This is a genomic window from Pseudomonas sp. MF6394, from assembly GCF_002018845.1.
Taxonomy (GTDB): Bacteria; Pseudomonadota; Gammaproteobacteria; order Pseudomonadales; family Pseudomonadaceae; genus Aquipseudomonas; species Aquipseudomonas lactis.
Window position 1 is genome coordinate 84,126 of the sequence record NZ_MVOJ01000024.1, and the last position, 22,347, is coordinate 106,472.

Consider the following 22,347-nt stretch of genomic DNA (forward strand, 5'->3'; position numbering starts at 1 on the left):
GTTTTTGTGGTTAGGCGTACTCGGAAAAAAGCCTAAAGGTTCCCGTAGTGGCAAGGTCAACACCTGTAGGAAAATTCTTTCAAAGGCTTGGCAACCAACGGTAACCACGATGCGAAGCGAGCCGCTCTTGATCTTGCTCTGCTTGTGATCTTGATCTGGCTTTTGATCTTAGGCGCCCCGTTAAACCACGCTGGCCGAACGCAGGCTTGAATTCGTGGGTAACCCGGCAGGACGCCGGGTTAGCCGCCCCGCGCCATGGATGGCGCGTGGCGGCGGCCCACGGATTCAAGCCTGTGTTCGGGCACACCGAGCCCAAGCGAGGTGCCGAGTGGTGGGGCAAGAGCGTTTTGCTTACTTTTGCGCTTTTCAAAAGTGAGCCGCCGTCAGGGCGGAACCCTAAGCGGCCGTTACCGCAGAAATGGATATGCACACAATCCAACTGTGTTGACTGTCAGGCCGCCTTCGCGAGCAAGCCCGCTCCCACATTTGGATCGTGGGGTATCAGGTAGATAGGCGTCGGCTGGCAGGCCGGCATCGCAGGCAAGCCAGCTCCCACATTTGGATTATGGGGGTGTCAGGTGGATAGGCGTCTGCTGGGAGGCCGTCATCGCAGGCAAGCCAGCTCCCACAGTTGGGCCGCGGGGTATCAGTTAGATAAGCGTCGGCCATCACACCAACGCCCTGCGCTCCCGCACAAAGCGCGGCATCTGATCCCCAGGCAGTGCCTTGCTGAAATACCAGCCCTGAATAAACAACTCAGGCCCATGACTCAAAAACGCCAACTGCTCAGCCGTCTCAACCCCCTCCACCACCACCCCCAGATCCAAGGCCTCGCAGAAGCGCAACATACCGGTCAGCACCTGAGCGCCTTTAGGGTCACGCTGAGCCACCACAAAACTGCGGTCGATCTTGATGAAATCCACAGGAAACTGGTGCAAGTAACTCAGCGCAGAAAACCCAGTGCCAAAATCATCCAGATAGACCTTGGCCCCCATGGCCTGCAGCTTCTGGATGGTCTGGCGAGTGGCCGGGATATCACTGACCAGCGCGTCTTCGGTAATTTCCACTGACACCCGCCCTCGGGCCTGGGCAAGAATTTCCACCAGCCGATCGCCGTAGGCCGCGTCCTTGAGCGTAGTGCTGGAAATATTGATGGTCATCGGCAGTTCAAAACCCACCTTCTGCCATTTCTGATACTGACGCACGGCCTGGGACGCCACCCACACATCCACGTCCGGCATCAGCCTGGCGTGCGCCAGCCATTGCAGGAACTCCCAGGGCGAATGCACCGTGCCCTGGCTGTCCCGGGCGCGCATCAGCGCCTCGCAGCCGGTGCACAAACCGGTGCGGGTGGAGACCTGGGGTTGAAACTCAAGGTAGAACTCGTAATCACTGATCTGCTGGATGCGGTTCAACTCCGCTGCCTGGCGGGCCAATGTCTGGTGAGTGGCCAGCACCGGGTCGAACTCCAGCAGGCGGCCTTTCTCTTCAAGGCCGCGAAACGTCATGTCCAGGGATTTGAGGTACACCGTGCCGCCATCGCTGGACTGGCGATGAATGGCCCTGACGTAGGGTGCATACACCAGCGTACCGGCCCCCAGCAGAACGATCTGCAACACCACCGCCGCCACGTCGCCGTGGGTGCTGAGGTAGGCATTGAGCAGGACCGGGGCGGTAAACGGCACGCTGGCCACCGCCGGCGACACCCAGCCCAATTGCACCACCATCAACGCCACCATCGCGTTGAACGCCGGTACCAGTAGAAACGGTATAAACAGACGCGGGTTGAGAATGATCGGCAAACCGAACAACAACACCTCGCTGACATTGAATAACGACAACGGCAAACTGGCCACCGCCAGCAAGCGCATGGACTGGCTCTTGGAAAACAGCAGGATCGCCAACAACAAGCATAAGGTTGCGCCCGAGCCACCGATAAAGGCAAAACTGCCCAGCAAGCCGTTGTTGAGCAGGTACAGCACCGGCTCTCCCGCCGCCAACGCTGCGCCATTGAGCGCCACCGCCTGGTCCAAGGCATCGAATAACGGCTGCATGGCATACACGCCATGAATGCCGAAGAACCACAGCAGCGAATTCATCAGGGTGACAAACAACCCACTGCCGTAAGGCGCCTGCAACGCATCAAGCACCTGCGGCCCCTGGATTTGCGCCACATGGGGGATCAACAGCAGCAACGACAACACCGCCACCAACGCCAAGGCTGTGAGTGCGCCAGGCACCACCATGTTGATGGTGCCCTTGAGGTTATGGCCGACCAGGTCTTGGTTGACCAGGCGCGTCCAGCGAAAGCGATGCAGCCAGGCAATGGCCGGCACATTGATCAAGGGCGAAGCAATGGCAATAAACAATAAAAACGTGGCCGAAGCACGTGGGTAATCACGCAGCACGAAGGTGGCGACCACCACATGGGCCAGGCACAGAAACGCGACCGGCAGCTGTGGCAGACGGTGTTGAATCGCCAACATATAACCGATGGAGGCCGCGACCAGCAGTGGGATCACCGAACTGATCTGTTTATGCAACCCCGCCAGGAAACTCACCACCTGCGGATCGAAACCCAGCGCCAGGGCGCATTCGGACAGAATCAGGAAACCGGCGGACACCAACAGGCACGGCAGGATCCACAGCAGTCCCTCCCGAATCGCACGCAACGACTCCGTGCTGGCCAGGACTGCCAGGCGCTGGGTCAGGAAAAGTTTGAACAGGGTGTGCGCCATGGGCCGTCCTCTGCCTGTCACCGACTGCCGCTGAAGATCAGGGCCGGAAACACCCGCTAACGCTACACGCCCTGATAGCCGAAGCGAAAGCCTTTATACCCGTCCCCGCCCGGCTTTTTTGCCAGTCAATGCCGGGTTGCTAGACTAAATCCTTACAGATTTATCGAACTTTCTGACTTGAATCATCCCCTAAGGCTGTCTGAGTCGGTATCATCCGCACGTTTTGTGCGTGTTATACGATGTTACAACCTGTCTGATAATGGGTACGCACTCAGGGAATCTTGCCTGGAACGACAACAGGCCAAAGGAGAGAACCTCACTATGCAAGACAAGCGCTCAAGTAACATGCGTCCTCTATTTGTCACCATCCTGCTGTGGTTGTGCAGCGTGGTGTTGCTGTTTGTGATCAAGAACGTCATTGAATTGTTTACCGGGCCTGTGGCTGAAACCTGGGTAGATCTGGCCCTGGTGCTGGTCGCCTACCTGATGTTTTTCTTGCTCGCGCCGTTGCAGAACTGGATGCGGCGCAGGTCGCGCAAGCGTGCTCGCCATCACCTCAACACACGCACGTCCGATAGCGGCTCCCACCCTTCTCATTAAGGTGTCTACCTATGTCGGCACCCAACGATACGCACCAGCTTGCACTGGACAGATTCCTGCGCGAACAACCGCAGGTCGCTGCCGAGCTGGACAGCCTTAACCCGCTGGTAGCCCAGGCCAGGGGCGAAACCCTGGCGCAGTATCGCGCCGAACGGCTGCATGAGGCTTTCGAAGCGTACGCTGAACAGCAAAAGCTGTTCGCCTGGGAATTGACCCTCAAGCTGACGGCCGACTCCACCGAAACCTTCGAGGCTCAGCGCCGCGAAGTGCATAAAGAAGTCGCGCAAATGGCGGGCATGGACTGGGCGCAGTACTGCCAGTTGCACGGCTTGGCCGTTTGACCTTTGCCTTACAAGCACCAGCGTGCTCGGTTGCGCCCCATGACGTGACGCAACTCGGCCACCGTTATGCTTCGGTGCTGCGGGTCTATCGCCAACGCGGCCTGTAACGCTGCCCAGCAATGCCTGGGCAACTGCGCGGGTCGGGGCAGCCGGTCTGAGGCGCGCTTGCCAACGCGACTGCCGTGGGCCAGTTCGTACAGGATGCAGGCCACGCCGTACAGGTCGGCGGCAGCGGTCAGCGCACCGCCGGCCAACAGTTCCGGGGCGGCGTAGCCAGGTGTCCAGGCATTGAAACGACTGCGGCTGACACTCGGCAAACCCACCGCAGCCTCTGCTTGAGCATGGCCCAGGCCAAAATCGAACAAGCGCACGCCCTCCTCGCCCACCATGACATTGGCGGGTTTGACGTCACCGTGCAGAACATCTTGCTGGTGGGTGTAAACCAGCGCATCCAGTAACTGCAAGGCGATAGGGCGCAACTCCCGCCAGGGCAAGCCCTGGGGGCACTCCAGCAGCAGGCGGTCCAGCGTCATCCCTTGTAGCAACTCCATGGTGAAAAACGCGACGTGGCTGTGTGTATCGACCTCAAACGAAAACACCCGTACCACGCGTTCATGCCGAAGGCTGCGGGCCAAGGCAAACTCGCGGTACAACAACACATGCGCGTCGGGGCACTGGGAAATGGGTTCGTCGAGTAGCTTGATCGCTACCTTGGAACAGGGTTCGCCCAACTGCTCGTGCAACAGGTCTCGCGCGCGGTACACCCTGCCCATGCCACCGCAGCCCAAGACACGTTCAAGGTGATAACGCCCAGCCAATAAACGGGAAGATGAAGCTGTCGAGTTCAAGGCTGCACCACGACCGCGGTCAGGTCATCACGTACCGGCCTGCGCAACGCCCCTGCAAATAGCCGTTCCACTGCCCGTTGAGGCGTGCCCATGCTCAACGCCCGCCCCAGGTCAACGTGGCTGATGGCCTGATACAAGCCATCACTGCACAACAAAAACACGTCCCCTGGGCGGGTGCGCAGTTCCAGTACTTCAAGGTGCAAACGCGAACGCGCGCCAACGGCCCGGGTCAAGGCCCTGGCACCCGGGTAGGCCTGGGCTTGCGCCACACTCAACTGACGCTCGTCCATGAGGCGCTGCAGCAGCGAGTGGTCCTTGGACAACTGATAAAGGCTCTGGTCGCGCCATAAATAGCAACGGCTGTCTCCCGCCCATAGACAGGCCGCCCGGTCCTTCTCCAGCAACAGGGCAACCACGGTGCTGCCCATCGTCACGTCACCGCTTGCGCCAGGCGCTGTCCATGCGCGCCTCACCCCTTGGTTGACGTCCTGCAACCTGTGGCGAACCGCCTGGATACGTTGGTCAAGGTTGCCGTCCGCCGACACTGACGCCAACTGGCTGACCACCCACTGGCTAGCGACATCCCCGTGCCGATACCCGCCCATGCCGTCCGCCACCGCCCAGCAACCCACGCGCGGGTTGTCCAGGAACGCATCCTCATTGCGCAACCGCGCCTGGCCTCGCTGCGTGCGCCCGGCGCTGCGCCACGGCGCCTCCATCGGATTCACAGCTGCTCCGGCAGGCGAAAGGTGCGCCATGTGTCCATGTCAAACGGGCCAGGCGTGCGCTGGCTGGTGAGCCGGTAATTGGCGCGCAGGCCGGCGAGGTCTGCCTTGAGTAGCTGTATATTTTGGCCACTGGCGGGCTCTTTCTGCAGCAGATCCAGAAACCGGAACAACGACCACGCCCCGGTGTTCTTTTCGATACCCAAGGGTCGCTGCTGCGTGCCTCTCTCCAGAACGAGGCTGCTGCGCCCATTGTCTGCATCGGTGGGCCAATGGAACGCCATGGGTACGATCGGACCGTGGCGATACTCCAATTGCTGGTCGCCCAACCGCAGGATCGCACGGCTGACCGATGGGTCCAGGCTGTAGGGCGCCAAGGTGAATCGCACAGATAGCTCCCCCGCATCTTCGGTAAAAAAGCCACGGCGGATGACCTGAGTTTTCATCAGTTGCTCCAGCAGCGCACGCGAAACCGGCAAACTCTGGCCATCCAGCCCACGCAGTCGATAGCGGCTGCCGTCGACGCTGATAAAAGGCCGCAGGTAGCCCTCATAAAAGCGCGCCATTACCCCGCGTGGCTTGAAGAACTCCTGAAAGTCGTGAAGGGCGACCTCACTGCTGGCGTGCGCATTGAATGGGTAACGTCGGCCAATGGCCTTGGCGTAAAGGCTATGCACCTCGCTCCGATAACGTTGGTTGACGTGCACATAAGCCTGCTCCAGCAGATGCCGCCAACTGTCATCGGCCACACCTTCGAGCCAGCCGGCAACGGGCAGCGGCAGGCGCGCGGCGGCGTCACGCAGATTGCCCAATGCATCCTGCTGGCCCTCCATGCGCTGCCTGGCACGCAGGAAAGCCGCCTGCTCGGGTGCGCTGTCACGGTTCAATGCCGTCAGTTGCAGGTGTACTTCATCCAGCAGGCGCAACGCCTGAGTCAGCTCTACGCCAGGGTTGTGCTGCTCATCCAGCAATTGATGCAAAGGCTCAAAGCGGCGCTGCAAGGCGCGCCGCGGCGCCTCGACAATAGCCGTCTGCCCTGCCGTCAACCGCGACTTGGCCATCTCGCCCAGGTCTGCCGACTGCTGGGCCACTTTGTCCAGCAGTCCAGGGCCTGGCAACAGACGCGTGTTTTCACGCACCTGTTGCAACAGACGAATCAAGGGCGATTGCGCCGACGTCAGGTTCATCAGTTGCTCGGCATCCTGGCGCAGGTTGTCGGTCTCCTGCAGCCTGACTCGGCCAAGCGCATCGCTCCAGGCATCGGCATACTCGCTGAAATAGCGTTGCCGCAGTTCAGCCATCAGGCGCCGCAAGTCCTGGGGGCTCAAGTCGGCGCCCTGCCCTAGCACCCAGTTGTCCTGGGTGATGGCGTTTACCAACCGCGGGCCCTGCGCCTCGAAGTACTGCACATAGCGTTTGGTATAGAACCCCGGCACAGGCGGGTCGATAGCGGCGAACACCTTACCCTCGGCCAGCCGCAACGGCTCCAGGCTGCGCGCTTGTTCGCGCAATACCCGATAGACCCCATCGGCCAACGATTCGCCCCTCAGCGCTTCACGGGCCTGCGCCACCCGCTCTTCGTTGAGCGGCGCCACAAACGGTTGCTCCAGCAGGCGGGCGAGGTGCGTATTAAGGCGCTTCTGTGTCGGCATATCCCCGGCAAACCGCACCGACCAAAGGCTTGCGATATGTTCCGCCAGCCAGGTCGTGTCACGGCGCTCGCGCAGATTGAGCATCAGGTAGGCACGCAGGTCGTCGAGCAGCCGCTCCCGGTCCCCCAGGCTAGCGAGTACCTGTTCTTCCAACTGGGCGGCTATCCAGGCCAGCAATAGCTGTTGCAGCGCCTGTTCATAGGCTTGATCGACGCGGGGACGGCTCAGTTCCCCCTGATACAGCCCGGTGCGCTCCACCAGGCGTACATCTGCCGGCCCTGGAAAAACCTGGGTCGCCGCCAGTCGCGCGTCCAACAGCGCCAACAGCGCCGCGCTTTCATCGTCGGCCGCAAGGGCTAGCGGCGGGTGTGAGGTCAGCGCCGACAATTGGGCCAGGCGTTGATGGTTGACGGAGTAACTGTGCCCCCACAGCCCGCCGACACCGACAATAACCAGCGCCGCAGCCATCGCCTGCGCGCCCTGGCGCCAACGCAAACGTTGCTGTTCGTGGGCTTGCAAGCCCGCCAGGTCGGCCTCGGCGAAGATCACCTGGCTGAACAGGCCCTGCACAAATCGCGGGTGCCTGCCATCGGCGCAGGTCAAGAAGAACCCTCGCAAACCGTTGATGGGTTGGTAGCGATGAGCGCAAAACGCCATGTCAACGAACAGACTAACCTGCTCCCCCATTCGTGCTGCTTGTTGGGGAAACTCGAGCATCTGTCCACGCCGCTCGACATTGCGCTCCTGATGCAATCGCCCAATCAGCTCACTGTTCAAGCGTTGCAATAATCGCTCGACCGCCTGACGAACCCGCGTCGTGTCAGTCCCCTCGGCGCAGGCATGCAGGTGCTGCCCAAGCACGCTGTCGGCACTTTCTCCAAGGGGTGAGTCGAAGTATTGTGCGAATCCCGGCAACTGGTCGGCGTGGGTCAACACCAGGTAAATCGGCACATCCACATGCAGCGTCTGTTGGATCTCCTGCAAGCGCGAATGTACACGGCGGGCATGATGATCCAGGTCGTATTCAGTGGCGCTCGCCAGCGTATCGGCAGACAACGTCACCACCACACCGCTGAGCGGGCGCACTCGGCGACGCCGCCTAAGCAGTTGCAGCAAGGTAGCCCAGCCTGCGGCGTCCACTGAACGGTCGGGCTGGGTAAGGTAGCGCCCCGGGGTGTCGACCAGGACGCCTTCGTCGCCGAAATACCAGTCACAATGGGCACTCGTACCTGTCGGCCGCGCTTGCCCGTGGTCCAGCGCCAGCGGTAAGCCCGCTGCCGCCAGCAATTGCGTCTTGCCACTGCCCGGCTCGCCGATCAACAGGTACCAGGGCAACTCATGACGCCAACGCGCGTTACGTTCTCCATAATGGCGGGACGTCTTGAGCAGGTGCACGGCTTTCTTGAACCGACTGCGCAGGTGTCGGCGTTCGTCCTCCACCCCCGTCATCGGCTGCTGACGCGCCTCGCGTTCAGGCCTTTGGCGCCAGGCGGCAAAACCGGGCCCCGCAACCGCCATCGCCAGTCCCCATAGCAAGAACACACTGCTGATGGTGACCAGCCGCGCAGTCGCTCCGGCCCAGATGCGGTGGTCATCCACCGCCAGCAGCGGCCCCAAAAACCACACCATTGCCGCACAGGACAGCACCAGCAACAGGCTCCACACCCAAATCCTGCCCAGCACGGTGCCCATCCCCTTGAAGAATGCGATCATTCAATGCTCCCAGCGTTTACAAAGGCGTGCGGAGCAGATCCGACGCCGACAGTTGAAGGGGTTGCAGCGCGTGCGTACGCTCGTTGCTCAGTACCCAGGCAAACCCTGCGTACATCGCCAGCACACACACCAAGGTGAGGCCGACCCACCAGGTGGCAGGGATGACACGCACCAGCTTGCGCCGTTCGGCCTTTGGCTGGGCAGGCAGTAGCGCTACCGCCGCCGGTTCCCCCCGTACATGCCTGATCTGGCGATACAACGCATCGCGCACCGCCTCCAGTTGCGCCACACCCCGCTCCATCACCCGGTATTTGCCTTCGAACCCCAGGGACAGGCACAGGTACAGCAACTCCAGCATCACCAGGTGCTTCACCGGGTCGCGCGTGAGGCGCTCCAGCAACTGGAACACTTTTTCGCCGCCAAAGGTTTCGTTATGAAAGCGGCTCAACAGGCTCATCTTCGACCATTCGTTTTGCGCCCCCCACGGGGTCGTCACCACCGCCTCATCGATCACGCTGCACAACACATAGCGCGCCGACATGACCTGGCTGTTCTCCACGCCGCCCTGCAAGGCGCGGGTTTCGAACTGAGTCACCGCCAACGCTAACCGATCGTTGAGCGTGCCCAGGTTTTCACGGCCGGAGCAGACCCTGAGCCCTATAACTTCAAACAATACCGCCCAGGCTGCGGCAACCAGCGGGTTGAGCCCTGCCTGAAAGCTCTGGGTATCGAGCCTGTGGCCGGCGTAGATCATGCGGTCTTGCAGCTGTTCATAGCGCGGCGGCGACGGGAAATCCGTCAACGGCCCCTGGGCAGGCTCATGTGTCTCCCGGTCGAGCAGGACGGTTTTTTCATCCTGGGTGTATTCACTGTCCATGGCATTCAGTTCCTGATGGCCCAGAAGTCGAGTTCAAGCCCGGTGAATTCACCCCCTACGTGGAAAGCGAAACCACCCGACTGCTCCAGCTGCGCGATATCACGGGGGCTCATATCGAGCATGAAATAGGTCTTGCCGGCATGGAACGGAATCTGTCGCGGCGCCACTGGCCGGGGCTTGACCTTGATACCGGCCAAATGCAGGTTGACCAACTCACGTATGCGCTCAACCGGCGCGACTTTCAGGTGTGCTGGCAGGCGCTGGCGTAGTTCCTGCGCCTCACACTGCGCAGTGGCTGCCAGGATGAAGGTGGCGGTGCCCAGCAATTTCAACTCGCTGACCGGGCATACCAGAACGCCGTATTGGCGTGGCTGCAATGTCAACTCGATCGCCTGTTGCTCCAGCACCACCGACAGCACCATACGCAACTGCACCATCAGAGCGCGAAAACTGGCGCCCTGATCACCGTGTTGGTAATGAACATCCAACTGCGCGCGTTTGCTGTCAGTGGTGAAGGTTGATAGCTCCCCAAGCAGCGACACTAGCGCACGGAACACCGCTTCAGGCCGCACCCGCGCCTGGCTCAGGCAGTGGCGCAGCTCCAGTTCGCTACGATTGATCACTTGCAGCATCAGGAAATCGGCGATGTGCGTGCCTGCGGCTGTGCTCTCGCCACGAATGCGCGCCGCGATGGCATCGCCCCGGCTGGCAAGCAGGCCGATTACCTCCTTGAGGCACGACGCCACGTACCCGTGCTCCTGCACGAAGATAAACGTCGGGATGAACGCCGTATCCAGATTCACGCCGCCTTCACTGCTGGCGTCCAGTACCTGGGCCACCTTGAGCTTGACGAAGTGCTGGTCACCCGGCTGTTCACCCAGCACAAGACGTAAATCCGGGCGCGCGCAGTGGATTCGGCAACGCGTATCCACGCCCACGTTGGAGTCTCCCACTTCCACTTCACAGCTGAGGTAGCGCGCCAACACCTCGCTTTGCGCAGGCTGGCGGACCTCAAGGTGACTGCCGCTGGCCAGCGGCAGCGCCAGGTAAACCCCTTGCGTGCCTGCATCCTTTGGCACCTGCAGCACCAGCGGCTCCATGGCGGCATTCAATTCAAACAGGCTGCCGTCCGGTAACACACCACTGGCCTGGTTGACCACCAGCTTGCCCAGCTTGAGGTACTGCGTATTGAGTTCGAGCGTGAGCAAACCCCAGGTGTCACTGCCCAGCAGGCGGGTCTGATTGAGCTGCTGCTGGTAATAACGGTCGTTGTGCTGCAAGTGCTGTGGCCGCAACAACATGCCTTCCTGCCAGATAACTTTATGAACCTGCATGTTATTGCGTCTCCACAGCAGCGAGCGGCTCGGCAACACGTATACCGCCCTCGTCCAGCACCAACTCGGCACGGTTGCGTTGCTGCACCGTCAAGGGCACCAGCAGCCGCCATTGCACATGGGGCAAGTCTCGATAAGCGGCCAGCACTCCCACAAAACGGCTCTCAGGCGCGATGCGCAGTTTGAGCGCCAGCCCGTCACCCGGACGCAGTTCAACCTCCTCGCTGCCGACCCAGTCCTTGGGCAGCGCCTGCTGCGCATTGCCATACAGGCTGAAGAAGTCGGCATGTTCAAAGGCGACGCCATGGCGCAGTTCGATCAACTGCACCACCACGGGAGAAGGACGACCGTGCAGGTCCGGGTTGACGTGCTCGCTGGCGGTCAGCACCACATCCAGCTTGGTCAGCCTGGAAAATGGTGAGACGGCACTGCAGCCCGCCAACAGCCCGCACAAGAGCAACAGCGAAACAAGGGTGGCTCGATACATGACTATCATCCTGGAAAATCCATGTGCAGGCTGGAGAGCAGGCGCAACTGCTCCTCATAGGCTTTGGCGAAGTCGCCGCCCAACGGGCGATCATTCAGCTGGTCTTGCGCCACCACACGCTGGTAGTGACGCTGGTAGGCCCGCCAATGCCCGCCATCGGAGAAAAACCCGGCCGATTTGCCCTGGGACTCAAAGCACCCCAACAGGTGGCTGGGCTCAAAGGCCGCGCGGGCGTTACGTATGGCGCTTCGACAAGCGGCCAGCAGCGCAATCTGATGCACCTGCAGTTCTCGGTGCACCTGGGCAATGGCGCGCACGGCAGGCAGTTGCCCCAACTCCCGGGTATCGAGCATCGCGGCCAACGCAGCATCGGTGTCGCGATACACTTTCAAGGGGTTCTGGCCCATGCCCTGACTGGCGAACGCCGCCGTACCCAATTCGTTATTCAGTTCTTCCCGAGTGCGCAAACCCTGTTGCAGCCCTTCGATCGTCACCCGAAACAAGCGTGCCATCTTGATCGCCAGTGCCTCCCGGGCCAGCGTGTCGAGGGCCGTAAGGTCAACGCCCAGGACCGCTGCAAATTGTGACCAGAACACCTCGTCGGTCGATGGGGTCATCGCAACAGCGGGTACGGCGGCAACCTCTATCGAAGGGGCTTGCCGACGCGGCAAGGCCACGTGCTCGCTATCGGCCCCAAAGTGATCTGCCCATATCGCTTGCTCATCGGCGCTCTTGTTCAAGGCCTCCAGATCATCGGAGGTGGCCTGCATCTGGCGATCAAGCTCCAAGCCGTGCAGCGGGTCCAGCGACAGGAAAGCGTCATCGGGGATCGGTACTGCCGCGGGCGTCAGCAACTCGTCGGAAGGTCGCGTCGATTCCAGCAGGCGCGCACGTATCGTCAATACCCCCAGCTCGAAGACGTCACCGTCACTGATCAATCGCGCCTGCCCCTTGCGCAGGCGCTCAGGACTGCTGGCCAGTCCTATACCGTTGCGGCTGATATCCGTGAGGAAATAACGGCCTTCACGGTAACCGATCAACCCATGATGGCTGGAGAGTACGCGACTGGCGTCAGGGATCACCCAGTCACATCCAGGGCCGCGCCCGATCACGCCGCCTGCACCGTCAAATACTTTGCGGGCCAAAAGTAGGCTCTTGTCGCTCTCGCAGGCGCAGACCTCAAACACAAGCTGCAGCTTCATGCCCTCTCCTTTCAGCGGCCACGAATGATCGCCTGCGGATCACCCAAGGGGTGGTACTCGGCATCATCGAACACATAGTTGGCGTTACAGCCTCCCAACAAACACATCACCAGCACGACGACGTGCCACGCACGATCAGGCATCAGGCTTCTCCCCCAGTAAAAATCGAGTGCGTCATTCAGCGTTCCTCCCGGGCATCACCAAAGGGAATATTCAAACGGGCCAGACGGTAAAGCAGGGTACGCCGGGCGACCCCAAGCTCCCGCGCGGTACGGGTACGATTGCCGTGGTTCTTGTGCAGGCAGTCGAGCAGGAACGTGCGCTCCACTCGCTCCATACGTTGGCGCAGCGTCACGTCATCGGGAGTGGCCGGCTTAAATGCCAGGGGCAGCGCCAGGTGCTCGGGCCGAATCACGCGGTCGTCACACATCAACACGGCGCGCTCCACCAGGCATTTGAGCTCGCGCACGTTGCCGGGAAAACCGTGGCTGGACAGTTGATCAAGGGCGGTATTCGACCACTCGACAGGTGGCCTGCCCAACGCTGCGCACACCTTGGCCGTGAAATGGCGCGCCAGTTGCAGCACATCGCCGTCTCGCTCGCGCAGGGCCGGCAAGGTGATGGGGAACTGAGCCAGTCGGTAATAGAGGTCTTCACGAAAGCGCCCTTCGGCGACCATCGCCGCGAGGTCGCGGTGGGTCGCGGCAATGATGCGCACGTCGACCTTGTGTGCCGCACTGGCACCCAGCGGGCGAACCTCACCCTCCTGCAATACGCGTAGCAATTTGGCTTGCAAGGGCAGCGGCATATCGCCGATCTCATCCAACAGCAACGTACCGCCATGTGCGGTGTCGAACAGCCCCGCGTGATTGCGTTCGGCACCCGTGAACGCGCCTTTGCGGTAACCGAACAGCTCGCTTTCAAGCAACCCTTCCGGGAACGCCGCGCAGTTTTGCACGACAAACGCCTTGGCCTTGCGCGGCCCGGCCGTGTGAATGGCCCGGGCCACCACTTCCTTGCCCGTGCCGGTCTCGCCCTGCAGTAGCACGGTGTAAGGGGTGTTCAAGACTTTACTGATCAGCCGGCACGCCTGCTCCATCGCCGCACTGGTGCCAATCAAGCCGTATGCGCCAGCCAAGGGTGTGTTGCATTCGGGCTGTGTGCCAACGTTGGGCTGCCCATCGCGCAGTACGCGCAACTGGTTGACGGCGAAGCTGCCCAAATGCCCCAAGGAGGGAGCGTAGCCTTGCAGCTGGGCCGGGTGTTGGCGGGCGCATACCAGCACACCAGTCATGCGTTCGCATCGATTGAACAGCGGCACGCTTAACAGTGCCCGCCAAGGTGTCGCCAATGCTGGCAGGAAACCCATGTCATGGCCGCTGCCTTGCACATCCTCCAGGCTCAACGCTGTGCCCTGGGTCAAGGTGTCGTGCAGCAACTGTTGGGAATGCTGACCAGGCCGTGAAGGCACTACGGCGAGCGACGGCACCTGGGCAAGATGTTGGGCGATCAGTTCAAGCCCGCCGGTCACTTCATCGAGCAGATACAACTGGCTGACGTCGCACTGGCTCAGCCGGGCCGCCGCGCTGACACATACGTCAGGTAACGCGCGTTCATCACGCTCGAACCCCAAGCGTGCGAAACAGGCAGACAGTGCGTCGATCATGTGTTGAAAATCCCTGTTCATCATGTCCATTCATCCCTAATGAAATTGCCGGTTAGCGTGACGACGCCATCGGCCCGCTCGCGCCCCAACCAGGTGGTCCAGCCCAAGCGGCAAACCGTGTTTTCGCCAATGTGCAGGGCTCTGATCTGACCCTGTGCCATTACCAGACGCAGGTCGTATTCCAATGGATCGCGCAGGGTCAGGCGCACCAGCGAGCGCAGCGGCTCACAGGCCTTTCCCGCGGGCAGGAAGTCGTGAAAACGCTGCCACCCCAACGCGCGGACATGCACCCTGAACTTGCCACTGCGGTCAGCGACGCGGCGCCCCAGCACCAGGTCCTCGCCCAGCACACTGTTGGTTCGTCCCAGGTCGTTGCGCTGTACCTGGCTGACCTCGACCTGGCGTTCAACCCACTGCTCGATAAACAACGCGTCGTGCTTGAAGTAGTAACGCAGGACCGATTCGATCAACGCCGCCGAGTGCACACGCACACTCAGCAGGCCCAGGTAGGGCAGCAAGCGCTTGCAATCGAGCTGGCAAGCGCCACGGATCGCGGCACCACCCAGCCCCGTCAAGGCAAACATCTGCTCGGAAAAACCATCATTGGCGCCTGCCCGGAAACACGCCCGATAGCGGTATTTGCGCCAGATCGGGAGCATCAGCCGGTGCAGGCGATGATGGAACAGATCGAGGAAGTCTCGAGTCGGGTTGCCGCCCGGCTGTTCGGCAAATGCCTGCTCACCATAAAACGCAGGCAGTGGGGACCCGGCGCCAAATAACCCCAGCACATTGAGGCGCAGGCGTGCGCGCAAATGTCCGTGCTCCATAAAGAACTCCACTCGGTCAATATCGTGCGCGGCAAACCCCAAGCCAGGGTTGGCCTGGAACTCCAACTGGTCGTACAGCGCGTCCTCATCCAGCAGCGGATGAGCCTCACGCAATCGCTCGGTGACCTGCAAAACCGCCTGGAACAGCGTGTATTCACGGATACCCCGGCAAAGTTGATTCAGAGCAGGGGTTGCTGCCCGATCCGGGATGGCCATAGATACACGTCTCCTTGTGTGCTGATGACACGCAACTCGTGATGGGAATTGAGGCTGGCATAAAGCGCAAAGAACTGATTGAGGACCGAAGCGAATACAAACAAGTCGCCCTGACCGACAAAGCCCTGGGAATCGACGGTCAGATCGACCCGCACACCTCGCACGGGCAACCCACGATGCAGGCGATCAATCGCCTCATGACGGATGGCGCGCAAGGCCCCCAGTCTTTTCTGGCTGACCTTCAGCGCCTGGCGATCGTAATAACGCGGCAGGTCGTAGGTTTCGAGAATCACTTTCAAGGCGTTGATATCGGTCAACGACAAATAGTTGAGCGACATGTTGCTGATGAGCTTCCACAGAAAATTCTGGTCCAGGGGCGGCGCGTAGCTCGCCGTTGGCGCGGTGATATTGCCGAACGTCAACGACTCCGGTGTCTGTTCGCCGGGCTGGTTGATCTCGCCTGCACGTAATTGCCGTGGCAGGTTGCAATTGGTACAGGTCAGTTCGACCGACAGGGTTTCCTGGCCCTGTTCGCGGCGATTGCCGAACCCCATCCAGGTGTCGAGCCCGGCATGTTGGACCGACGAACGTTGGCGAATGCTGTAGCTGGGCGGTGCCGCCAGAGGCTCACTGTTGCAATCATGTTCAAACGACTCGAACGGCACGTAGGTTTGATAGCCCAAACCACCGGGGCGCCAGCCGGTGACCTTATCCACGGAAAACACGCTGGCATTGCCCGGCGTGTATTCCCCAGGCACCAGGAGGTACTCGTCCTGTTTACCGTCCAGGCGAATGGGAACGGCATCCTGGGTAAACAGGTTGACGATGGGCGTGCAATACAGCTTCACGTTATCCAGGGTAGGACGCAGGGGCTCACGGCCCTGGGTGCGAAGTTCGAAACGCATCACCAGGCCGTGCGCCTGCCGGAGCAACTCGTGAGACAACGTGTGCAACACCTCCAGGCCTTCGACATCGACAAACAGGTACTTCTCGGGAAACGCGAAGTACTCCTGCAGGTGCCGATAACCCTCCAGGGTGTTCTGCGGATAAAGAATCAACGCCTGGTCCGGGGCAAACCCCACCGGCCGGACCTGGTTGGCATTGAGCCGCAGCGTCACGGGTTGGCCATTGCCGGCGTTGATCGGCAGACCGTCGTGATCCACGAGCTGCAGGCTGATGCCCTCCAGGTGGCGCAATAGGCTCAGATACAGGCCCTGACTGATGTAATGGTCACCGGCCAGGTGCAGTCGCAGCGAATCGAATATCAACTCACTGAAGCTGCCGTCGACACTCATGCGCAGGCGCAAGTCCAACCAGGCCTCTTCGCCCTGGCATCTGTATTCCAGGCCGTTGAGCTGCAACGGCATGACGTCGGTGGCATAGCAGGTGCGGAACCGGCAACGCTCTCCTTGGATGGGGGCGCTTTGCACAGCGGTGTCCCGAGCCACCCGAACGCTGGGGCCGGCACGTTTCAACGGGTCGAATTGCAGGATGCTGAAGGCCGGTATCGGCCGCATGTAATGGGGCCACAGCAAGTGCATCAATGAGTGGGTCAACTCCGGTAGTTCGTCATCCAGCTTCTGGCGCAGGCGCCCGGTCAGGAATGCAAAGCCCTCCAGCAAGCGCTCGACATCCGGGTCCTGGCCGGCTTCGCCAAGAAACGGCGCCAGGGCGGGATTACGCTCGGAAAAACGCCGCCCCAGTTGGCGCAGCGCGCTGAGTTCGCTTTGGAAATAACGGTCAAGCGCCATCGGCAAAGACCTCAACCCGCCCGGTATCTGTAAGGCGCGCGTGGAACACCACAGGATGCAGGGCACCCTCGATCATCCGCTCAGCCTCAATGGCGAATGCCAGGGACAAGGAGTCACGCACAACCGGCAGCAGCCTGACACGGACATTCGTCAGCCGCGGCTCATACGCCTGGATAAACCGTTCGATATGCAGGCGCGACTGACTCAAGGATTCATGCAAGCTGAGCCGCATGTCATTGAGGTCAGGCAAGCCATAATCAGGCAGCGTCCGGACACTGCCCGCACGAGTGCTGAGCATTTTCCCCAAATGTGCGGCGATGGACGCCACGGCGGCGCCCGGGTTAGACGCACCACGCTCAAGGCGTTCGAAAAGGCTGTTGTGCTCAAGCATGCCCTGGCCTCCGCTCATTCTTTATCGAGCTTGCCGACCAGGGACAACGTGAAATCTGCCCCCATGTATTTGAAATGCGGGCGTACCGTGACGTTGACCCGATACCAGCCAGGCTCTCCCTCGACATCGCTGACCACAATGCGCGCGGCACGCAAGGGGCGACGCCCACGCACCTCGGCACTGGGGTTTTCCTGGTCCGCGACGTATTGGCGAACCCATTTGTTGAGTTCCAACTCCAGGTCCGTGCGCTCTTTCCATGCGCCCAACTGCTCCCGTTGCAGCACCTTGAGGTAATGAGCCAGGCGGTTGACCACCATCATGTAGGGCAATTGAGTGCCCAAACGGTAATTCAGCTCTGCCGCCCGGCCCTCCTCACTGATGCCAAAAGATTTGGGCTTCTGCACGGAGCTGGCGGAAAAAAACGCTGCGTTGTCACTGCCCTTGCGCATGGTCAAGGCGATGAAACCTTCTTGTGCCAGTTCGTACTCACGCCGGTCCGAAATCAGCACCTCCGTAGGAATCTTGGTTTCGATCTCGCCCATGCTCTGGAAGTGATGCAGCGGAAGGTCTTCGACCGCCCCGCCGCTTTGCGGGCCAATGATGTTGGGGCACCAGCGAAAGCGCGCAAAGCTATCGGTCAGGCGAGTGGCGAAGGCGTAGGCGGTATTGCCCCACAAGTAATGCTCGTGGCTGTTAACCACATTCTCCTGGTAGGCGAAGGTCTTGACCGGGCACTCAAGGGGGTCATAAGGGGTGCGCAGCAGAAAGCGCGGTACGGTGAGGCCAATATATCGGGCGTCTTCGCTCTGCCGGAAACTTTGCCATTTGGCAAACTGCGGGCCTTCGAAATGGTCCCGCAGATCCTTCAGGTCGGGCAACCCGCTGAAGCTTTCCAAGCCGAAGAAACTCGGCCCCGCCGCAGCGATAAAGGGTGCGTGGGCCATGCCGGCGACGCTGGATGCGTATTGCATCAGTTTCACATCGGGTGCACTGGGCGAAAGAAAGTAGTTGGCAATGATCGCGCCCACCGGCTGGCCGCCAAACTGGCCGTATTCGGCGCTATAGACGTGTTTGTACAACCCGGACTGGGTAATTTCCGAGGAGTCTTCAAAATCATCCAGCAGGTCCTGGCGCGAGACATTCAACAGCTCGATCTTGATGTTCTCGCGAAAATCGGTGCGCTCAACCAGCAACTGCAAGCCTCGCCACGAAGCCTCCAGAGCCTGGAACTCCGGGTGGTGAAGAATCTCATCCATTTGCTCGCTGAGCTTGGTATCGATCTCGGCGATCATCCGGTCGACCAGGCGTTTTTTTACCGGCTCGTCACAATTATGTGGCTTGACCAGCTCTGCGATAAACGCCGAGACCCCGCGCTTGGCGATGCCATAAGCCTCGTCGTCGGCGCTGAGCAATGTCTGGGAAATGATGTTATCGAGGATGCTACCGCCTTCGATAACCTGTACGGGTTGCGGGCCGTGTTGAATCGTGGTCATGGTGTCAGTGTCCTTTTACTGAAAATGTCAGGCTTGGGGCCTATCCAGCCCCAATTCGGCGAGCACTCGTGCGCGCGAGTCGCCATTGGCCAGCGTCCGCTCGATAGCGTTGCGAAAGCTGGGCGTATTACCCAGCGGGCCCTTGAGCGCCACCAACGCCTCACGCAAAGCCATCAGCTTTTGCAATTGCGGAATCTGTTCCACCAGGTTCGCGGGGTTGAAGTCCTTCATCGCGCTGATCCGCACCTGGACCGGCAACTCTTCCGTGTCGGTTGCCTCCTGGAGGCGGTTGGGCACGCTCAGCGTCAGGCTCAATGCTTGCTTGGCCAACACCTCGTCAAAGGTGGGCTTGTCGATGCCGATGGGCTTGCGATCTTCAAGTTTGCGCGGGTCCGCGCGCAGGGAAAAATCCCCCAGCACCAGCAGCTTCAACGGCAGCTCGACGTCTTCCTGAGCGCCACCGACGGCGGGTTTGAAGGTAATGTTGATGCGTTCCTTTGGGGCTACCGAACCGTCTTTGGCCATGGTGCTTTTCCTTTTTGATGAGGCACTATTCAAGTACTGCTTCCAGGTCGAAATGGCACAACCGGCGATGCAGGGTGTCTTTTGCGTCTTGTACGGATTGGTTTTGTGGCAACAGGTCGTAGCAGCGATACAGCAACTGGCCGACTTGCACGGCCAGCTGCGGCTCCCAATTTTCCAGGCCCGTGCGCTGTAACTGCAGGTCGAGTTGTTCCAGCTGGATCCTGGCCAGGTCATGCTTGCCGGCCGCCACACACAACCTGGCCAGCGCCAGGTGCCAATGAAAGCGCGCTCGATCACCGCACGCCGCCCGCAGCCCTTGCTTGAGCCCCCCCACCGCAGCCTTGAGGCCGTCCTTGCGCAGGCAGGGCATCACGGCTTGCAACGCCGCGTCCCAAGGCTGTGCGACGCTGTCGACGACCACACTGGAGGGCTCGGGCTTGTGTACGTGACGCATCACGTGAAGCGCGATCCACTCACCTGTCGCGGGGTCGGCAAAGGGCGTGCCGTCCTCGAACCGATACTCAGGCAGGTTCGGCAAGCGATGCAGCAGCAGAGCGAATTGCATTTCCAGTTCGGTCATGGCCAGCTCTGCGTGCAAGGCCTCCAGGCACTCCCAGATCATGCGCAACCCGTCGAACCAGAACATCGCACCGGCCAGGCTGACCTCAAGTTCAAGCAACAGATCGGTGTAATGGCCTTGGCTGAAGCGGTCTTGATAGCGCTTGCGCTTGTCGCCAGCCAATGGGCGCAGCGCCGTCACCCGCTCACTATTGGCGTCGGGATAATTGACGAGCATCAGCCACGCCAAGGTTCGGGCCAGGCGCAAGGCACGCGGGTCGGTGGCATCCTGACGCAACCACCAGGCACATAAAGGTCGAGCCTGCTCCTGCAAGGCGCGCAGCCGTTTGTGCGCGTCTTTTTCGTTATTGAGCGGTTGCTCGGCCTGTAGCAGTGGAGTTGGCGCTGGCTTGACCTGGGCAATGATGCCCGCGACGCCGCCAGGTTCGGCTGTAGCCTGGGCCAAACGCGCCGACAGCTGCCGGCGAACCGGCAACAGTAACGGCGCCTCGCTGCCAAGCTGTTCGCCCCATAGCCGATCAAGACATTCCAGGTGTTCCAGCAGCGCCTGACATAAAGGTCGTTGATCCTCGAGCGGGACGTTGTGCGCACACACTTGTTCAAGGCGCGACACTAACCAGCCAAACACCGCAATGCGGGTACGCAGCTTAACGGGATAGACCTGCGCCCAATGACGCTCGCAGAGTTCACGCAACACTCCGAGCCCCGCCAGCAACCCAGCAAATGAATCACGCTGGTACAGGGCCCAGGCCAACCAGGCGGCGACGCGCAGATCCTTGGAATGCTCACGCAGAATGCACTCACTGATTTCGCTGATCTTCTGCCAATCCGGCAGGCCTGCCCCATGAATGGAGTGCGCCTTGCCCAGCTCGGCTTCCAGCACTTCAAACTCACTTGAATAGCGCATGTCACTGCCAACAAAACTGCTTGGCGAACACGCTGTCCGTGCAAGTTCTAAGTAATAGGCATATTGCTTTTCTGAATAAACCATTTTGGGCTGCACACAACCATCCAAGGCAAAGTAGGCAAAATTAACATCACTGTTAAACCGCCCTTGAACTTCCGCTCAAAACACATTGAAGTGAGCGAACCTTAGCCACGAAAAAAACAATCAGCAAGTAACAGAACGGAACTTAAGAAACATCCTACACCACCTGAAAATAAAGGCCTGCGCAGCTATTTGCGCAGCTCACCCAAGCGAAACCCATCATCCACAGCCTAAAACCATGCATTTACCAAACATATGACATGAGCAACTAAATGCGCATATCTGTGCAACTAATGACACTAAAAACCACCCACAGCACTACAGCAAACGCTCAATAAAGGATGCCGAGTATTTTTCGCCCTTATTTCATTGAGCCTCACACTTTCAGGCACGCTTCTTGTTATAGGAACCTGCCCGGTCAGCGCTCTCGCTGCCCGGCAATACCTACTCAATCAGGCAAGGAAACCCGTCATGCCCACACCCGCGTACCTCTCCATCACCGGTGTCAAACAAGGTTTGATTACGGCAGGCACATTTACCCAGGACTCGGTAGGCAACATTTATCAGGAAGGCCATGAGGACCAGATTCTGGTGCAGGCGTTTGCTCATCAGGTAATCATTCCCCGCGACCCGCAGTCGGGCCAGCCGACCGGTCAGCGCGTGCATAAACCGCTGATGATCAGCAAGGTTTTCGATAAATCCTCACCCTTGCTGTTCAGCGCCCTGACCACCGGCGAAGAAGTGTCCTGCCGCCTCGAATGGCTACGCACATCCTCGGCCGGAACCCAGGAGCATTACTTCACGATTGAACTGGAAGGCGCCACCATCGTCGACATCCAATCGCGCATGCCCAACTGCCAAGACCCAGACAACGCCCACTTCACCCATCTGGAGGATGTGCACTTCACCTATCGCAAAATCATCTGGACTCACGAAGTCGCCGGAACGTCCGGCTCGGATGACTGGCGTAGCCCAGTGACGGGTTAACGGTAACCACGATGCGAAGCGAGCCGCTCTTGATCTTGCTCTTGATCTGCTTGTGATCTTGATCTCAGGCGCCCCGTTAAACCACGCTGGCCGAACGCAGGCTTGAATTCGTGGGTAACCCGGCAGGACGCCGGGTTAGCCGCCCCGCGCCATGGATGGCGCGTGGCGGCGGCCCACGGATTCAAGCCTGCGTTCGGGCACACCGAGCCTAAGCGAGGTGCCGAGTGGTGGGGCAAGAGCGCTTTGGTTACTTTCGCGCTTTTCGAAAGTGACCCGCCGTTGAACTGCCCCCCGAATGTTGGACACCTGCCCCCTCGGGAGAGTGTTCCATGACGAAATACAACCTAGCGCTCAAGCAATCATTGATTGAAGAGTGCCTGTCTGCCAGTAGTGTTCATGAGGTGGCC

At 60.3% G+C, this 22,347-nt stretch carries 19 protein-coding genes; 3 read left to right on the top strand and 16 right to left on the bottom strand.

Translation table 11 applies throughout. The features are described 5' to 3' along the window. Positions 1 to 668: 668 nt before the first annotated feature. Entirely contained in the window at positions 669 to 2,738 is a 2,070-nt protein-coding gene (locus tag MF6394_RS22415; RefSeq protein WP_044274251.1) for an EAL domain-containing protein, read from the bottom strand. Positions 2,739 to 3,083: 345 nt separating this feature from the next. Between MF6394_RS22415 and MF6394_RS22420 the strand changes: the two genes are divergently transcribed. Both MF6394_RS22420 and MF6394_RS22425 read left to right on the top strand, forming a co-directional pair. After that, complete coding sequence (locus MF6394_RS22420) at positions 3,084 to 3,338, top strand: hypothetical protein (protein WP_228391207.1); 255 nt, start codon at positions 3,084 to 3,086, stop codon at positions 3,336 to 3,338. Between the two features lie 11 nt (positions 3,339 to 3,349). Then, positions 3,350 to 3,679 (top strand): DUF6388 family protein, encoded by a 330-nt coding sequence (locus MF6394_RS22425; protein WP_003191771.1) that lies wholly within the window; start codon positions 3,350 to 3,352, stop codon positions 3,677 to 3,679. A gap of 8 nt (positions 3,680 to 3,687) precedes the next feature. Here MF6394_RS22425 and MF6394_RS22430 read toward each other — a convergent pair whose 3' ends face one another. From MF6394_RS22430 to tssA, 15 genes are read right to left on the bottom strand one after another with little or no spacing between them, the layout of a single operon-like run. Next, positions 3,688 to 4,527 carry a serine/threonine-protein kinase gene (locus MF6394_RS22430; RefSeq protein WP_078467567.1) on the bottom strand — a complete coding sequence of 280 codons (840 nt, stop codon included), beginning with the start codon at positions 4,525 to 4,527 and terminating at the stop codon, positions 3,688 to 3,690. Then, positions 4,524 to 5,246, bottom strand: a complete 723-nt coding sequence (locus MF6394_RS22435) for a PP2C family protein-serine/threonine phosphatase (RefSeq protein WP_078467568.1) — start codon at positions 5,244 to 5,246, stop codon at positions 4,524 to 4,526. Before MF6394_RS22435 ends, MF6394_RS22430 begins: the two co-directional genes overlap by 4 nt. 5 nt (positions 5,247 to 5,251) lie before the next feature. Beyond that, entirely contained in the window at positions 5,252 to 8,617 is a 3,366-nt protein-coding gene (tssM, locus tag MF6394_RS22440; RefSeq protein WP_078467569.1) for a type VI secretion system membrane subunit TssM, read from the bottom strand. A 16-nt stretch (positions 8,618 to 8,633) separates the two neighbouring features. After that, positions 8,634 to 9,494 carry a type IVB secretion system protein IcmH/DotU gene (gene icmH, locus MF6394_RS22445; RefSeq protein ID WP_078467570.1) on the bottom strand — a complete coding sequence of 287 codons (861 nt, stop codon included), beginning with the start codon at positions 9,492 to 9,494 and terminating at the stop codon, positions 8,634 to 8,636. 5 nt (positions 9,495 to 9,499) lie between these two features. Then, complete coding sequence (gene tssK / locus MF6394_RS22450; protein ID WP_078467571.1) at positions 9,500 to 10,828, bottom strand: type VI secretion system baseplate subunit TssK; 1,329 nt, start codon at positions 10,826 to 10,828, stop codon at positions 9,500 to 9,502. 1 nt (position 10,829) lies between these two features. Further along, positions 10,830 to 11,315 (bottom strand): type VI secretion system lipoprotein TssJ, encoded by a 486-nt coding sequence (tssJ, locus tag MF6394_RS22455; RefSeq protein WP_044274263.1) that lies wholly within the window; start codon positions 11,313 to 11,315, stop codon positions 10,830 to 10,832. Positions 11,316 to 11,320: 5 nt separating this feature from the next. Beyond that, on the bottom strand, positions 11,321 to 12,517 hold the full coding sequence (tagH, locus tag MF6394_RS22460; RefSeq protein ID WP_078467572.1) for a type VI secretion system-associated FHA domain protein TagH: 1,197 nt from the start codon (positions 12,515 to 12,517) through the stop codon (positions 11,321 to 11,323). A gap of 11 nt (positions 12,518 to 12,528) precedes the next feature. Then, positions 12,529 to 12,660 carry a hypothetical protein gene (locus MF6394_RS22465; protein WP_003191783.1) on the bottom strand — a complete coding sequence of 44 codons (132 nt, stop codon included), beginning with the start codon at positions 12,658 to 12,660 and terminating at the stop codon, positions 12,529 to 12,531. 35 nt (positions 12,661 to 12,695) lie between these two features. After that, a complete protein-coding gene (locus MF6394_RS22470; protein WP_376753096.1) occupies positions 12,696 to 14,183 on the bottom strand; it encodes a sigma-54 interaction domain-containing protein in 1,488 nt (495 codons plus the stop codon). A gap of 20 nt (positions 14,184 to 14,203) precedes the next feature. Next, positions 14,204 to 15,226, bottom strand: coding sequence for a type VI secretion system baseplate subunit TssG (gene tssG / locus MF6394_RS22475; RefSeq protein ID WP_047711049.1), 1,023 nt, complete (start codon positions 15,224 to 15,226; stop codon positions 14,204 to 14,206). After that, positions 15,190 to 16,977, bottom strand: a complete 1,788-nt coding sequence (tssF, locus tag MF6394_RS22480; RefSeq protein WP_078467574.1) for a type VI secretion system baseplate subunit TssF — start codon at positions 16,975 to 16,977, stop codon at positions 15,190 to 15,192. The genes tssG and tssF overlap by 37 nt, the downstream gene beginning before the upstream one ends. Beyond that, positions 16,967 to 17,368: a type VI secretion system baseplate subunit TssE gene (gene tssE / locus MF6394_RS22485; RefSeq protein ID WP_044274272.1), complete on the bottom strand. Its 402-nt coding sequence runs from the start codon at positions 17,366 to 17,368 to the stop codon at positions 16,967 to 16,969. Before tssE ends, tssF begins: the two co-directional genes overlap by 11 nt. 14 nt (positions 17,369 to 17,382) lie before the next feature. Next, positions 17,383 to 18,861, bottom strand: a complete 1,479-nt coding sequence (gene tssC, locus MF6394_RS22490; protein WP_044274274.1) for a type VI secretion system contractile sheath large subunit — start codon at positions 18,859 to 18,861, stop codon at positions 17,383 to 17,385. Positions 18,862 to 18,888: 27 nt separating this feature from the next. Next, positions 18,889 to 19,386: a type VI secretion system contractile sheath small subunit gene (gene tssB, locus MF6394_RS22495; protein ID WP_078467575.1), complete on the bottom strand. Its 498-nt coding sequence runs from the start codon at positions 19,384 to 19,386 to the stop codon at positions 18,889 to 18,891. A gap of 25 nt (positions 19,387 to 19,411) precedes the next feature. Further along, complete coding sequence (gene tssA, locus MF6394_RS22500) at positions 19,412 to 20,956, bottom strand: type VI secretion system protein TssA (RefSeq protein ID WP_177345152.1); 1,545 nt, start codon at positions 20,954 to 20,956, stop codon at positions 19,412 to 19,414. Positions 20,957 to 21,424: 468 nt separating this feature from the next. On the opposite strand from tssA, the gene MF6394_RS22505 reads away from it, so the two are divergent. Continuing rightward, complete coding sequence (locus MF6394_RS22505; RefSeq protein WP_014718214.1) at positions 21,425 to 21,940, top strand: Hcp family type VI secretion system effector; 516 nt, start codon at positions 21,425 to 21,427, stop codon at positions 21,938 to 21,940. Positions 21,941 to 22,347: the final 407 nt, after the last annotated feature.